At 57.9% G+C, this 13386-nt stretch carries 11 protein-coding genes; 5 read left to right on the top strand and 6 right to left on the bottom strand.

Annotated features, from left to right (window positions below; translation table 11 throughout):
* Nucleotides 1–151: 151 nt before the first annotated feature.
* Complete coding sequence (locus tag AC1RBR_RS21080) at nt 152–1675, bottom strand: fumarate hydratase (RefSeq protein WP_492566441.1); 1524 nt, start codon at nt 1673–1675, stop codon at nt 152–154.
* Between the two features lie 485 nt (nt 1676–2160).
* On the opposite strand from AC1RBR_RS21080, the gene AC1RBR_RS21075 reads away from it, so the two are divergent.
* From AC1RBR_RS21075 to AC1RBR_RS21065, 3 genes are all read left to right on the top strand, one after another.
* Nucleotides 2161–3267 (top strand): GGDEF domain-containing protein, encoded by a 1107-nt coding sequence (locus AC1RBR_RS21075; RefSeq protein WP_027612505.1) that lies wholly within the window; start codon nt 2161–2163, stop codon nt 3265–3267.
* Nucleotides 3260–4195: an iron-sulfur-binding ferredoxin reductase gene (locus tag AC1RBR_RS21070; protein WP_492566439.1), complete on the top strand. Its 936-nt coding sequence runs from the start codon at nt 3260–3262 to the stop codon at nt 4193–4195. The genes AC1RBR_RS21075 and AC1RBR_RS21070 overlap by 8 nt, the downstream gene beginning before the upstream one ends.
* A 180-nt stretch (nt 4196–4375) precedes the next feature.
* Entirely contained in the window at nt 4376–5125 is a 750-nt protein-coding gene (locus AC1RBR_RS21065; RefSeq protein ID WP_492566437.1) for an enoyl-CoA hydratase-related protein, read from the top strand.
* A gap of 233 nt (nt 5126–5358) precedes the next feature.
* Here AC1RBR_RS21065 and AC1RBR_RS21060 read toward each other — a convergent pair whose 3' ends face one another.
* The 4 genes from AC1RBR_RS21060 to pyk form a co-directional block, all read right to left on the bottom strand.
* Entirely contained in the window at nt 5359–6690 is a 1332-nt protein-coding gene (locus tag AC1RBR_RS21060) for an NHL repeat-containing protein (RefSeq protein WP_492566435.1), read from the bottom strand.
* 281 nt (nt 6691–6971) lie between these two features.
* Entirely contained in the window at nt 6972–8240 is a 1269-nt protein-coding gene (locus tag AC1RBR_RS21055) for an NHL repeat-containing protein (RefSeq protein WP_492566433.1), read from the bottom strand.
* 209 nt (nt 8241–8449) lie between these two features.
* Nucleotides 8450–9672 (bottom strand): IS3 family transposase gene (locus AC1RBR_RS21050; protein ID WP_177325627.1). Its coding sequence is split into 2 segments (ribosomal slippage): nt 8450–9321 and nt 9321–9672, totalling 1224 coding nucleotides; the frame shifts between segments, so codons are not numbered across the junction.
* Between the two features lie 112 nt (nt 9673–9784).
* Nucleotides 9785–11236 carry a pyruvate kinase gene (pyk, locus tag AC1RBR_RS21045; protein ID WP_003227610.1) on the bottom strand — a complete coding sequence of 484 codons (1452 nt, stop codon included), beginning with the start codon at nt 11234–11236 and terminating at the stop codon, nt 9785–9787.
* A 174-nt stretch (nt 11237–11410) separates the two neighbouring features.
* Here pyk and AC1RBR_RS21040 point away from each other — a divergent pair, with 174 nt between their 5' ends.
* Nucleotides 11411–11797, top strand: coding sequence for a tetratricopeptide repeat protein (locus tag AC1RBR_RS21040; protein WP_166496431.1), 387 nt, complete (start codon nt 11411–11413; stop codon nt 11795–11797).
* A 228-nt stretch (nt 11798–12025) separates the two neighbouring features.
* Nucleotides 12026–12385: a PilZ domain-containing protein gene (locus tag AC1RBR_RS21035; RefSeq protein ID WP_095137007.1), complete on the top strand. Its 360-nt coding sequence runs from the start codon at nt 12026–12028 to the stop codon at nt 12383–12385.
* A gap of 147 nt (nt 12386–12532) precedes the next feature.
* Here the strand turns inward: AC1RBR_RS21035 and AC1RBR_RS21030 are convergent, their stop codons facing one another.
* Nucleotides 12533–12907: a DUF6124 family protein gene (locus AC1RBR_RS21030; protein ID WP_492566431.1), complete on the bottom strand. Its 375-nt coding sequence runs from the start codon at nt 12905–12907 to the stop codon at nt 12533–12535.
* Nucleotides 12908–13386 lie beyond the last annotated feature (479 nt).

The raw sequence follows: 13386 nt of genomic DNA, 5'->3' as shown, positions 1-13386 counted from the left end.
ACGCTACCAACAAGTGAAGATCTCGTAACCTGTCAGATCTGACAGGTGCCAAAGAGCCATTAATGTGCAGGGTGCCCCGCACGGACAGGCGGGCACAAAAAAGGCCGGCCCGTCATATGACGGGCCGGCCTTTTTTACAGCTGCGAAACGCTTACTGCACTTCTACCGCCAGGCTTTCGGCGATCTTCTGTTGCCAGATCGCCGGGCCGGTGATGTGTACCGACTCACCGTTGCTGTCCACCGCGACGGTGACCGGCATGTCCTTGACCTCGAACTCGTAGATCGCTTCCATGCCCAGCTCGGCGAAGGCCAGCACTTTGGATTTCTTGATGGCCTGGGCCACCAGATAAGCGGCGCCGCCCACGGCCATCAGGTACACGGCCTTGTTGTCCTTGATCGCTTCGATCGCGGTCGGGCCGCGTTCGGACTTGCCGATCATGCCCAGCAGGCCGGTCTGCTCAAGGATCTGACGGGTGAACTTGTCCATCCGCGTCGCGGTGGTCGGGCCAGCCGGGCCAACCACTTCGTCACCGACCGGATCAACCGGGCCGACGTAGTAGATGAAGCGGCCTTTCAGATCCACCGGCAGGGTTTCACCCTTGTTCAGCATCTCGACCATGCGCTTGTGCGCAGCGTCGCGGCCGGTGAGCATCTTGCCGTTGAGCAGGACGGTTTCGCCCGGCTTCCAGCTCTGCACTTCTTCCGGGCTCAGGGTGTCGAGGTTGACGCGACGAGCCGACGGGCCGGCTTCCCAGACGATTTCCGGGTAGGCGTCCAGCGATGGCGCTTCCAGCGAGGCCGGGCCAGTGCCATCGAGCACGAAGTGCGCGTGACGGGTGGCGGCGCAGTTCGGGATCATGCACACCGGCAGCGAGGCGGCGTGAGTCGGGTAATCCATGATCTTCACGTCGAGCACAGTGGTCAGGCCACCGAGGCCCTGGGCGCCGATGCCCAGCTGGTTGACCTTCTCGAACAGCTCCAGACGGATCTCTTCGATACGGTTCTGCGGGCCACGGGCTTTCAGCTCATGGATGTCGATGGATTCCATCAACACTTCCTTGGCCATGACCGCGGCTTTCTCGGCGGTGCCGCCGATGCCGATGCCCAGCATGCCCGGTGGGCACCAGCCGGCACCCATGGTCGGAACGGTCTTGAGCACCCAGTCAACGATCGAGTCGGACGGGTTGAGCATGGCCATTTTCGACTTGTTCTCGGATCCGCCGCCCTTGGCCGCCACGTCCACTTCCACGGTGTTGCCCGGGACGATGGAGTAGTGGATGACTGCCGGGGTGTTGTCCTTGGTGTTTTTGCGAGCGCCCGCCGGGTCGGCGAGGATCGAAGCACGCAGGACGTTTTCCGGCAGGTTGTAGGCGCGGCGCACGCCTTCGTTGATCATGTCGTCCAGGCTCATGGTCGCGCCATCCCAACGCACGTCCATGCCTACGCGCACGAACACGGTGACGATGCCGGTGTCCTGGCAGATCGGCCGGTGGCCGGTGGCGCACATGCGCGAGTTGATCAGGATCTGCGCGATCGAGTCACGGGCCGCTGGCGATTCTTCGCGCAGGTAGGCTTCGTGCATCGCCTGGATGAAATCCACGGGGTGGTAATAGGAAATGAACTGCAGGGCGTCGGCAACGCTCTGAATCAGGTCGTCTTGCTTGATCACGGTCATGAGTCGCGCTCCTCTAAAAGACGGGAACATTCAATAAGGTGCCTGCGGCTTGGGTGCATCGGTCGGTCGCAGACACCTTTCAAGGCACGCCGGGGCTGCTGGCGCGACGCTAAAAAGGCGCGGCAGTATACCGCGCCTCTTCCGGGCATACACGCGTCGGCAGTCATTCGTTGGTCGCATACCGAACACTGCTGGCCCCTGTGGCGAGGGAGCTTGCTCCCGCTCGGCTGCGCAGCAGCCGTAAATCGGTTTACACGGTGGAACTGAAATATTGAGTTGGCTGGATTTGGGCCTGCTGCGCAGGCCAGCGGGAGCAAGCTCCCTCGCCACAGAAGGCGGCGTCAATCCGACAATCGGGTCATGCATTTGACGTCAATTTTTGGCGCCGAAAATCGGTGGTCATTTATCGACCGCCCCTCTAAAGTGGCATCCGGTCTGTAGAGTAGGACACTCGGTCAGCCTCCTATCGCACGGTGAGTCAACGATTGACCCATAACGCCATTCAACGTCTTTTGCTCAAGCGCTTTGCCCTCGCCGCAGCCACCTATGGATTGGCTTTGCTGCTGCTGTGGCTGGCGTTTTTCACCGGGCATTACCCGCAATCATTGAACAGCGTGGCCATCGGCAGCGCGCTGGTGGTGATCTGCCAGGCCACGTTGTTTACGCTGTTCTGGTCCGGGCGCAACCAGCGCTTTGCCGACCCCAGCCTGACCGAAGCGCAAGTGCTGCTCGGGCTCGGCTGGCAGACTTGGCTGATCGCTCATCTGGACGAAGCACGTGGCGCGTTTCTGGTGTTCTACGTACTGATCCTGCTGTTCGGCCTGTTTCATTTAACCCGGCGCGCGTTCATTCGTTGCGCGCTGCTGGTGTTCTTCAGTTTCTGTGCGATCACCCTCTGGGATGGCTACCACTTCCGTCTGCCGGATCCGGCACTGGCGGCGTTGCAGGTGTGCATTCTGGCGATGGTGCTGGCGTGGCTGGTAATTTACGCACGCTTCGTCCAGGTTTCGCGGCAACGCATGCGCCAGCGCCGGTTTGCCTTGCAGGCGCATCAGGACACCCTGCGCGGGATGATGCGCCAGCTCGAAGATCTGGTGGCCACCGATGAGCTGACCGGCCTGTTCAATCGTCGGCATTTTCTGCGCCTGGCCTCACGGGAGCTGGCGGAGATGGAACCGGGCGTGGTGCATGGTCTGGCGCTGATCGACCTCGACCATTTCAAACGCATCAACGATCTGCACGGCCATGCCGCCGGCGATCAGGTGTTGCAGGCGTTCGCCGGTGTGGCGGGTGCCTGCCTGCGTGACGGCGACGTGCTGGCGCGTTACGGTGGCGAGGAATTCGTGGTGTTGCTGCCCGACTGCGATGCCGAACGCCTGACCGCCTGTTGTGAACGCCTGCGCATTGCTTTCACCGACGTCGAACTGGTGGGCCTGAATGTGCGCAGCCTGAGCCTGTCGGCAGGCATGACCCTGCTGGAACTGGGTGATGATCTGGACGACGCCTTGCAGCGCGCTGATCAGGCGCTGTACCGGGCCAAGCGCGACGGGCGCAATCGCTGTGCAGCGGCATGGGAGAATGTGGATGCCTGAACTTCGCGTCGGTGATCGGCAATGGTCGGTGGCGGCGGGCAGCAATTTGCTCGACGCGCTGAATCAGCACGGCGTCGCGGTGCCTTACAGCTGCCGCGCCGGCAGTTGCCATGCCTGTCTGGTGCAGTGTGTTCAGGGCTCGCCCACCGACAGTCGCCCGGATGCCTTGAGCGCTGAACAGCGCCAGCAAGGCTGGCGGCTGGCCTGTCAGTGTCAGGTCACGGAAGATTTGCAGGTACACACCTTCGACCCCGTCACCGACGGGCGCCCGGCGCTGGTCGAGGCGCTGGACTGGCTCAGTGACAACGTCCTGCGTTTGCGCCTCACCCCGCAACGACCGCTGCGCTACAGCGCCGGGCAGCATCTGGTGTTGTGGATCAATCACATCGCGCGGCCGTATTCGCTGGCGAGCCTGCCGCAGGAAGACCGTTTTCTCGAATTCCACCTCGACTGTCGCCAGCCCGGCGAATTCAGCGATGCGGCGCGGCGCCTGCAGATCGGCGACCCGATCCGCCTCGGCGAACTGCGTGGCGGAGCGTTGCATTACGACCCGGACTGGCACACCCGACCGCTGTGGCTGCTGGCTGCCGGCACCGGGCTGGGCCCGTTGTTCGGCGTGCTGCGCGAAGCCTTGCGCCAGGATCACCAAGGCGCCATCCGCGTCATTCACCTGGCCCATGACGAACGCGAGCACTATCTGGCCAAACCCCTGGCGGCGCTTGCTGCGCAGCGCGAAAACCTCAGCGTCGAGCTGTGGACGGCGGCCGAGTCAGCCGCCGCTTTGGCGCAACTGCGCCTTGTTTCCCGGCAAACCCTGGCCTTAGTCTGCGGCTCAACCGCCAGCGTCGATGCGTTTGCCAAGCGTCTGTACCTGGCCGGACTGCCGCGCAATCAACTGCTGGCCGATGTGTTTTTGTCCCGCAGTTAAGCGCTGAATCTCGTGTGAAGGTGAACTCCTGTGGTGAGGGGATTTATCCCCGATGGGCTGCGTAGCGGCCCCGGGATTTTGTGAGTGCTGCGCACTCAATCGGGGATAAATCCCCTCACCACAGAAGTTTTGCCTCACCAAAAGAACTTTGTCAGCCCTTTTAAATGTTGAGTAACGCTGATGACCGAAGCCATCCTGCTGGAACGCGAACGCGGTTTGCTCACCCTGCGCCTCAACCGCCCGGATAAGAAAAACGCCCTGACCCGAGCGATGTACAGCCGCCTCGCCGAGGCCTTGAGGCTGGCCGACAACGATCCTGAAATCAACGCCGTGCTGATCACCGGCAGCGCCGAGTGCTTCACCGCCGGCAACGACATCGCCGACTTCATCCAGCAGCCACCGAGCGACCTCGACAGCCCGGTGTTCCATTTCATGCTCAACCTGCTCGAGTGCCGCAAACCGGTGATCGCCGCCGTGGCCGGCGCGGCGGTGGGCATCGGCACCACGTTGTTGCTGCATTGCGATCTGGTCTACGTCAGCCGCGATGCGCGGTTGCGCATGCCATTCGTCAACCTCGGGCTGTGCCCGGAGTTCGGCTCCAGCCTGATCCTGCCGCGTTTGCTCGGACACGCGAAAGCGGCGGAGCTGTTGTTGCTCGGCGAAGGATTCAGCGGTGAGCAGGCGGCGCAGTGGGGCATTGCCACCGAAGCATTGGGTAGCGGCGCTGCGGCGCTAAGCAAGGCGCGGGAGATGGCGCTGCGTTTCGACGAGCTACCGGCCGAAGCGGTGCGCATCAGCAAGCAATTGATGCGAGCGCCGGATCGCGAATTGGTCCGTAAGGTGATCGAGGAGGAGGGCGCACTGTTCACCCAGCGCTTGCGCTCGCCGGAGGCGTTGGCGGCGTTGACCGGGTTTATCAAGCGGCACTGAGATCTTCGCTGAGCATGCGGACCCCTTCGCGAGCAAGCCCGCTCCCACAGGTTTTGTAGTGGATGCAAAATCTATGGGCGCCGCGAGCCTTGTGGGAGCTGGTTTGTCAGCGATGAGGGCAGATAGACGCCGATCTTTTAGCTCAGAATACAAAAAGACCTGGCATTCACATGCCGGGGGCTTTTGTGTTTCATCTGCAGACTCAATGGTGCACCTGCCGGCATTGCCATCTATCAATATAAAAAGCGCAAGATCCTCGCGTTTTTATCTTCGACGCCCCTCAGGGTGGTCGGTATAGCGCATACCAGGATTTTACCGTCGCCCTGCAAGGTCACGTTGGTTGCATAGCCTCCTCCTTGTGTTTGCATACGCTTTTTTACCCAGCCTTGCTCGGCGCCAAAGGTTGTGTCCATTTCTCCGTTGGCGTTGAAACGCGCAATGACAATCCAAAAGTTCTCCAAATCGGGAGTGCCCAACGCGCCCGAGACCACGGTCTTGCCATCTTTCTCTTGAAAAGCCGCGCCCATCCAGATGGTTCGCATCTTCTCGTCATTCAGACGCGTGTAAACAGGTTCGCCCTTGTTGAACTGGATGTTGGGCTTGCCATTGGACTCGCGGCTGATCAATAGACCCGATTCAAATGGGAACGCAAAATCGGAACCAATACCGAGTAGCCTCTGATTGGGTTGTTTGGCCAGAAGGTCGAGACCTATTCCCTGATGCTCCGGCGTTCCCTCGATCACGACAAAACCGTTTCCATCCGAGCCAAATGAAGTGTCGATTATCCCAGTAGAGTCACAGCATACGAATATCGCTTTGTATGGACTGACGACAATAGTGCCCACTGCCACATATTTGCCATCGTCACGCCGCATAACTCCACTGATTTCTATCCGAGCTTCGGGGTAGTCAGGGTGATCGACCTTGAGAAATCCTTCCTTGTTGAAACTTTTGTCCATTTTGCCTTCAGAGGTCAGACGCAGGATTACACCGCTCGGGTGGCACGCCAATATAGAGCCCTCTGGCAGTAACTCCATTCCCATCAGGCCGCCGGCGCTTTGGCGCGGGGTGGTGTTTGAATCCTCCGGCAGCGGCAGGGGGGTGCCATAGCGCTCTAGAGGTATGATTGCGAAGCCATCCTGGCCAAAATCCGAATCGAGCGACCCATCGGGTTTAAACCGAGCGAAACAGGACAAGGTGTTGTTGTAGTTGTTGTCAATCGCTTCGATGATTATGTTGCCATCAGACTGAATGGCGAAAGACATTACAGTTGCTTCAATGTCATTCGGAAACCGGATTTGGACTAAACCATTTTCTGTTGGTCCAAAAGATGGGTCAGGTTTACCGTCGAAGTCCAATCGGCCCACAGTAATCGCTGTGCGGTTGTAAAAATGGTGGGCAAATCCGGCAAAATAAATTCCTTGATTCGGTCCCGTTTCCTTGGTCTTGATCTGGCGAATATAGATATCTCCCATGTCAGAATCACCATAATCGATGGTCAACATGCCATTACCGTTAAAGGTTGGGTCAAGCGTTCCCGAGAGAATATTTTCTTGAGTCGTCATTGTTCAAACCTCGTCTAAAGAGAAATTGCAGCGAAGCCGTCAGCTCATTGCTCAATAGGCGAGAACATATAAGTCTGAAGATTAATGACCGGACGAGGTTTGATTAGAGTCGTCCATTGGAGTGAGCACAACTGTCAGGTCTGACAGTTGTAGATCCGCTGAAGAGGTGTTAGCGGGCATAAAAAAGCCCCAGCACTCACATGCCGGGGCTTTGATGAGGCAAGACATTAACTCCCGTGCATAGGACGTTTGCCTAAACTGCTATCAGCGAGGAATGCACTTCAGTTGGGTAAGTACCGCAAGATCACCGGATTTCCAGGTTCCTCGTCTTTCGGGACGAGCGGGATGGCGCTCACGAGGATTTTTTCATCATCGGGTTGCAGGGCAACTCTCGCCATATACCTTCCTTTTCCATAGGATGGCAGCGTCTGTTTGACATAACCCTGTCCATTGCCAAAGCTGGTATCTGGTGTCCCGTCGCTGTCAAAGCGGGCCACGACAAGCTGGTGAGTCATGGGCGTGAAAGTGCCTGTCGACCCCACGACAACAGACCGGCCGTTTTTTTGAAATGCGCCGGCCTCCCACTGTGTTTCCTTGGCCAGGGACGTCAGCAACGGTTGACTCTGATTGAATTGAATGTTCGGTTCACCATTGGGCTCGGAGCTGATCAGCAACGCTTTGGTATCTGGAAATGCTCCCGCTTCACCAACCCCAAGAATCCGTCCATTGTGCTGTCGCACAAGTTGTTTGAACTCTGATGTACGCACATCGAACACCACGAAACCATTTTTCATCCGGCCAAACGACTCATCGGGCTCGCCATTCTTATGCAAGCAGGCAAGCATGGCATGGTGACTTGATGCGGCGAGCGTCAAGCCTCCAACCACATACTTCTCTTGCTCATCGTCAACCAGCAAGCTCTGCAACAGACTCGTTGGATTATGAGGGTTTTTGATATGGATGAAGCCTGTAGGGGAGAATGTTGTGTCCGGGGCTCCCTCTGGCGTCAGGCGTATGATCCATCCATAGTAATGAATAGTGAGAATCTTGCCGTCACGCAAGATCACCATACTCGTCTGGTCAGCGGCGGAGCTTTCCAGAACTTCAATTGGTTGCGTGGATAGCGAACCGAGCTCCAGACAAACCTGGCCATCTTCGCCAAACGTTTTATCCAGTGATCCATTTGCTTCCAATCGGTAAAAATACGAAAAATTGGTAGCAATAGACGATTTGGATTCGGCGTTAACGATAATCCTGCCATCTTGCAAAGCAAACGAGGAAAGGCCGGAAAACTCGGGAAGCGGGTGTTGGAATAAACCGTTCTCACCATAATCAGGATCAGGATCGCCATTTAGATCCAGGCGGCCCAGGGTGAAGTAGCTGGAATTGCCTTTGGAGGAATGCCCGCCGAAATAAATCCAGGAATCCTTTACCAGCAGTTGTTTGATATGGACAGTTCCGTAGTCCGGATTTCCGTTGACTATCGTCACAATTCCGTCGTCGCCGAAATCGGTATCGAGCATCCCGCCGTAAGTTTTTTGACTAGTCATTTTTTCGACCTCGTGCAATTGCAGAAAAAACAGGTCGTCAGTTCATTGCACGATAGAAAAGCGTAAAACTCTGAAGATTAATGATCGGACGAGTTTCGATTAAAAGCTTCCATCTTCAGTGGCACAACTGTCAGGTCTGACAGTTGTAGATTCGCCCGACAGGTGTTAACGATGTCTAGTCCTGAAATAGGTTTACACCTGTTTCAGTCTCAAAACGCCCGATGCACCGCATCGGGCGTTTTGTATTTCAGGGATAAGTGCGGCCGCTCCCGGTTGTAGATTTGCACCGATTCATCCACCATTTTCACTGCATCCGCCAGGTCTTTGGGGCGATGTAGCAAAAACTCAGTCTTCAAAATCCCATTTACCCTCTCCGCCATAGCGTTCTGATAGCAATCATAACCGTCAGTCATTGAGCACCTGATTCCATGCCGGGTATGCATCCGTTGGTATAAATCAGAGCAATACTGGGCTCCGCGATCTGAATGATGAATGAGCGGTTGATTGGATTTTCGCTGACTAACAGCCTTCTGCAGCGCCCTGACCACCGACTCCGTATGCAGGCTGCTGTGCACATGATGACCCACGATTTTGCGTGAGTACGCGTCTGTTATCAGGCTAACGTAAGCGACACTTTCCCGCGTTGGGAGATAGGTAATGTCTGCGACCCAAACCTGCTCAGGTCTGCTGGCTACAACTTGTTCCGGGCCAGCTTTGAGTAGGTTGGGGTGACGGCGGAAGCGATGATGGCTATGCGTGGTTTTATGATAAGCACGTTTGCGAGGAACCAGCTCTCGCGCCTCTCGCAAGATGGAAAACAGGCGGTCTCGACCGACACGTAGCGCTGTTGCGGCTTCAATTAGCATCAGGTGGTGCAGTTTGCGCGTCCCAAGCCTCGGCTGGCGCCGACGCTTTTCCAGAACGAATTCCACTACCTGCTGGTCTTGGCAAACTCTCGCGTCAAAGGCTCGGTTGCGCTTGTAATACGCTTGGCGCGAAATGCCCATAAACAGGCAAGCCCTGGTAATGCTCAGGTCTTGGATTTGCCCTTGCGAGAGGACTTGCCGGGTCGCTTTTTTACGATGGACACACCGTAATCATTTTTCAAGACGTTCACGACAGCTTCAAAGAACTGGGCCTTCTGATTGCTCAGCGCCAACTGTTCTTCAAGCTCTTTGATCCGCTGTTCGGGTGTCAGCGGTAGGTTGGGGTCGGTCATCGGCCTGCTCCGCAGCGCTCGGATTGAGGCGCCTTGGCTCCAGTCCTGTCGGCCATGCTTGCGTAACCAAACCAGTACCGTGGACCGGCCTTGAATGCCAAAGCGCCGTTGAGCCTCTTTATAACTCAACTCGCCTTTTTCGACTTGATCTACGACTGACAATTTAAAAGCTAGCGTGTAATCGCGCTGGCTCCGCCTTTTTCCGGTATCCATTGAATCCTCCTGAAGATTGGTCAGAAGGTGTAAACCTTATTCAGGACGCGACACGAGTAATAAAAAAGCCCCGGCATTCGCATGCCGGGGCTTTTGGTTTTCAACGAATCACTCAGACCTGTGGGTCGCCAACGTGCAGGATCTTCATGCCGTTGGTGCCACCGGTGGTGTGGTAGCTGTCGCCCTTGGTCAGGATGACCCAGTCGCCTTTTTCCACAACGCCACGCTTGACCAGTTCGTCGATCGCCTTCTGGCTGACTTCGTTCGGGGCCAGCGAGGCCGGGTCGAACGGCACGGTGTACACGCCACGGAACATCGCTGCGCGAGCCTGGGCTTCGCGGTGCGGGGTGAAGGCGTAGATCGGCACCGAGGAACGGATACGCGACATGATCAGCGGGGTGTAGCCACTCTCGGTCAGAGCGATGATCGCTTTCACGCCCGGGAAGTGGTTGGCGGTGTACATGGTCGCCAGGGCGATGCTTTCGTCGCAGCGCTCGAATTCCTTGCCGATACGGTGGCTGGACGTCTTGCTGGTCGGGTGCTTTTCAGCGCCGACGCAGATGCGCGCCATCGCCTGAACGGCTTCCAGCGGGTAGAGGCCGGCAGCGGATTCGGCCGAGAGCATCACGGCGTCGGTGTAGTCGAGCACGGCGTTGGCCACGTCGGACACTTCGGCGCGGGTCGGCATCGGGTTCTGGATCATCGACTCCATCATCTGGGTCGCGACGATCACCGCCTTGTTGTGGCGGCGTGCGTGCAGAATGATCTTCTTCTGAATGCCCACCAGCTCGGCGTCGCCGATTTCCACACCGAGGTCGCCACGGGCAACCATCACTGCGTCGGAAGCCTTGATCAAACCGTCGAGGGTTTCGTCGTCGGCCACGGCTTCGGCGCGTTCGATTTTCGCCACCAGCCAGGCAGTGCCGCCGGCTTCGTCGCGCAGTTGACGGGCATAGTTCATGTCAGCCGCGTCACGCGGGAAGGACACCGCGAGGTAGTCGACTTCCATTTCGGCGGCGAGCTTGATGTCGGCCTTGTCTTTTTCGGTCAGGGCTGGTGCGGTCAGGCCGCCACCGCGACGGTTGATGCCTTTGTGGTCGGACAGCGGGCCGCCGATGGTCACCACGCAGTGCAGCTCGGTAGCAGTGGCGGTTTCGACGCGCATCACTACGCGGCCATCGTCGAGCAGCAGCTCGTCGCCTACGCCGCAGTCTTTCACCAGATCCGGGTAGTCGATGCCGACCACTTGCTGGTTGCCTTCGGTCAGCGGATGGCTGGTGGAAAAGGTGAACTTGTCACCGATCTTCAGCTCAATGCGCTTGTTGGCGAATTTGGCGATACGGATTTTCGGGCCTTGCAGGTCACCCAGCAGGGCGACGAAACGGCCGTGCTTGGCGGCGAGGTCACGCACCAGCTTCGCGCGAGCCTTGTGCTCGTCGGGGGTGCCGTGGGAGAAGTTCAGACGGGCAACGTCCAGACCAGCCAGAATCAGCTGTTCGAGAACTTCCGGCGAGTTACTGGCCGGGCCAAGGGTAGCGACGATTTTGGTACGACGGACGGACATGCAAAGACTCCTGAGTTCAAGCGCTAGCAGAGGCTACTATGCTCTTGGGGTGTAGTCATTGTTCGTTTGCACTACTTATTGTTTTCTTTATTGAACGTGGCAACTTTGGGACAAACGCGCCTGAAGATTTACGACCAGGGGTCGATACAGAGCTCAAGACAGGAGAACCTCCCCATGCGATTGTTGCCCATTGCCGCCCTTGCCCTCAGCGTCCTCGCCGTCACGGGCTGCACCCGTTGGTCGATGAACCATCATTTGAACAACGCCTACAGCGCCTACGACCGGGGCAATTGCGAGCAGGTGATGCTCGAACTGTCCAAGGTTGAACGCGCCAGCCGGGCCCGGCCATATGTCTGGCCGGAAGTGTCGATGATGCGCGGCCAGTGCCTGGAACGGCAAAAAATGTACATCGATGCGGCGCAGACCTACCAGTTCATCATCGCCTCGTACCCCCACAGCGAATACGCCTTCCGTGCGCGCGCCCGCCTGGAAACCCTGCAGAGCCTGGGACATTACCCGACTCGCAGCGCAGCGGCAGCACCAAGTCCGCAACGTTTCTGATGCTGGTTGTCATACAAACGCTGGCCGACTGTACAAGCTGAGCTATAGTCCAGTGATCCGGTTCAGAGTCTGATTTTGGGCCGGGGCAACACCTGCGACTGGTAGAGGTTGAGGTGATGGCGTATTGGCGACCGTCACACCGGAAGCGGGGAGAGCGCGTCTGCAGGGCAGGCACGTTCCGAAGCAAAGGTGCGGCTCTGTGATGGAGCCTTGCATGGCGTACTGCGCATGTTTACCGATCGTCGAATTGAACGGCACCAGTTGCCGTACTTCCTGCGGGTGTACAACAGCGTCACCGACAAACCCATCGGTTTTCTGGGCAACGTGTCCGAGGACGGGCTGATGCTCATCAGCCAGTTGCCGATGATGATCGGCGTCGATTTCAGTCTGCGTCTCAAACTGCCATTCAGCGACGGCTGCCAGCAGGTCATCGACCTCACGGCGTGCTGCCTGTGGTGCCACGAAGACGCGACGCCCCTGCATTACGACGCCGGGTTCAGCCTGCAGCGTCCGCCCCCGGAATATGCGCAACTGGTCGAGGCGCTGCGTCAGTACTTCAGCTTCCAGCCATTGCCCGCCTCGGCCTGACTTCGGCGACGCTCGCCGAATTGCCATTGCGGGCCAGCCAGCTCCCACAGTGTCCGGGGTTGATCAAAGCATTTGTGCACACCACAAATCCCTGTGGGAGCGGGCTTGCCCGCGAAGGCATCAGCCCGGACAACGCTTCTTCAAAGGCTAACCCACAGCAATCGCCCGCTCACTGTCCAGCGTCTTCTCCGCGAGCAGTAACCCCATCTCGCTCAACTGATAAATCGCCATCGCCAGATGCCGTGGTTTGTCTTCCAGGCTGTCCGCCAGATCCAGCAACAGAATGCTCACCGACGAAAAGGTTTCGTAGGTCTGAATGGCGATCGCTTCGGGGTTGATGTCGGGCGCGACCCGGAACATCTGCATGCCACGATCCACGGAATTGCGCGAGGGCGGTTCAGGTTTGAGGTAGTGATCGAGGGCGCGCTCGGCGGCTTCGTGGAGCTTTCGTGAATCAGGGGATTCGTAGGGCGAGGTATCGGCAGGATTTGTTTCGGGCGGATTCGGAGTTGGTTTGAACATGGTGATTTTCCCTTAAGTGATGCCAGCACGATCTCGCGACTAAACGAGAGGGTGGCGGCTGAACGCAGGTTAGTCGACCGGGGGAAACCATCACCAAAAACCGGCGCGCCCGAAGGCGCCCTGCGAACAGCCACCATCGAGTGCGGGGATAGGGAATACCCGACTTGATGACGCTTATGCACATTGGTGAAACCCCCGGACGACTAAACCCGACCACTGATTGGCAGCGGCACGGACCACGTTACGGAGCATCGGCAAAGCGCACAAGCCGGCGGATTCTGGCGGATCTGTAGGCAAAGGCGCAAGGCGTTGTAGTTTGCTGCGCGTGTCGAAGTAGGGCGTCGAAAGACTTAGATGCTCTAGTACTCAAGCAATATTTTTTTAGATGAATTGGATCTTTTGGACTGTCAGTTCTGACAGTGGTCGCGTGCAATGAGCACACGTATGTTGATCCCACAACGTGAGCGACCCATTGCCCG

It is taken from the genome of Pseudomonas sp. GW823-FHT01D03, from assembly GCF_058798255.1.
The sequence above is the reverse complement of the archived record's forward strand: the minus strand, read 5'-3'. Positions and strand labels throughout refer to the sequence as shown.

Bases quoted from the DNA above. Each gene is read 5' to 3' on its own strand.
- AC1RBR_RS21055 (WP_492566433.1), bottom strand. From the start codon at position 8,240: ATGACTAGTCAAAAAACTTACGGCGGGATGCTCGATACCGATTTCGGC.
- AC1RBR_RS21030 (WP_492566431.1), bottom strand. From the start codon at position 12,907: ATGTTCAAACCAACTCCGAATCCGCCCGAAACAAATCCTGCCGATACC.
- AC1RBR_RS21040 (WP_166496431.1), top strand. From the start codon at position 11,411: ATGCGATTGTTGCCCATTGCCGCCCTTGCCCTCAGCGTCCTCGCCGTC.
- pyk (WP_003227610.1), bottom strand. From the start codon at position 11,236: ATGTCCGTCCGTCGTACCAAAATCGTCGCTACCCTTGGCCCGGCCAGT.
- AC1RBR_RS21060 (WP_492566435.1), bottom strand. From the start codon at position 6,690: ATGACGACTCAAGAAAATATTCTCTCGGGAACGCTTGACCCAACCTTT.
- AC1RBR_RS21080 (WP_492566441.1), bottom strand. From the start codon at position 1,675: ATGACCGTGATCAAGCAAGACGACCTGATTCAGAGCGTTGCCGACGCC.
- AC1RBR_RS21070 (WP_492566439.1), top strand. From the start codon at position 3,260: ATGCCTGAACTTCGCGTCGGTGATCGGCAATGGTCGGTGGCGGCGGGC.
- AC1RBR_RS21065 (WP_492566437.1), top strand. From the start codon at position 4,376: ATGACCGAAGCCATCCTGCTGGAACGCGAACGCGGTTTGCTCACCCTG.
- AC1RBR_RS21035 (WP_095137007.1), top strand. From the start codon at position 12,026: ATGTTTACCGATCGTCGAATTGAACGGCACCAGTTGCCGTACTTCCTG.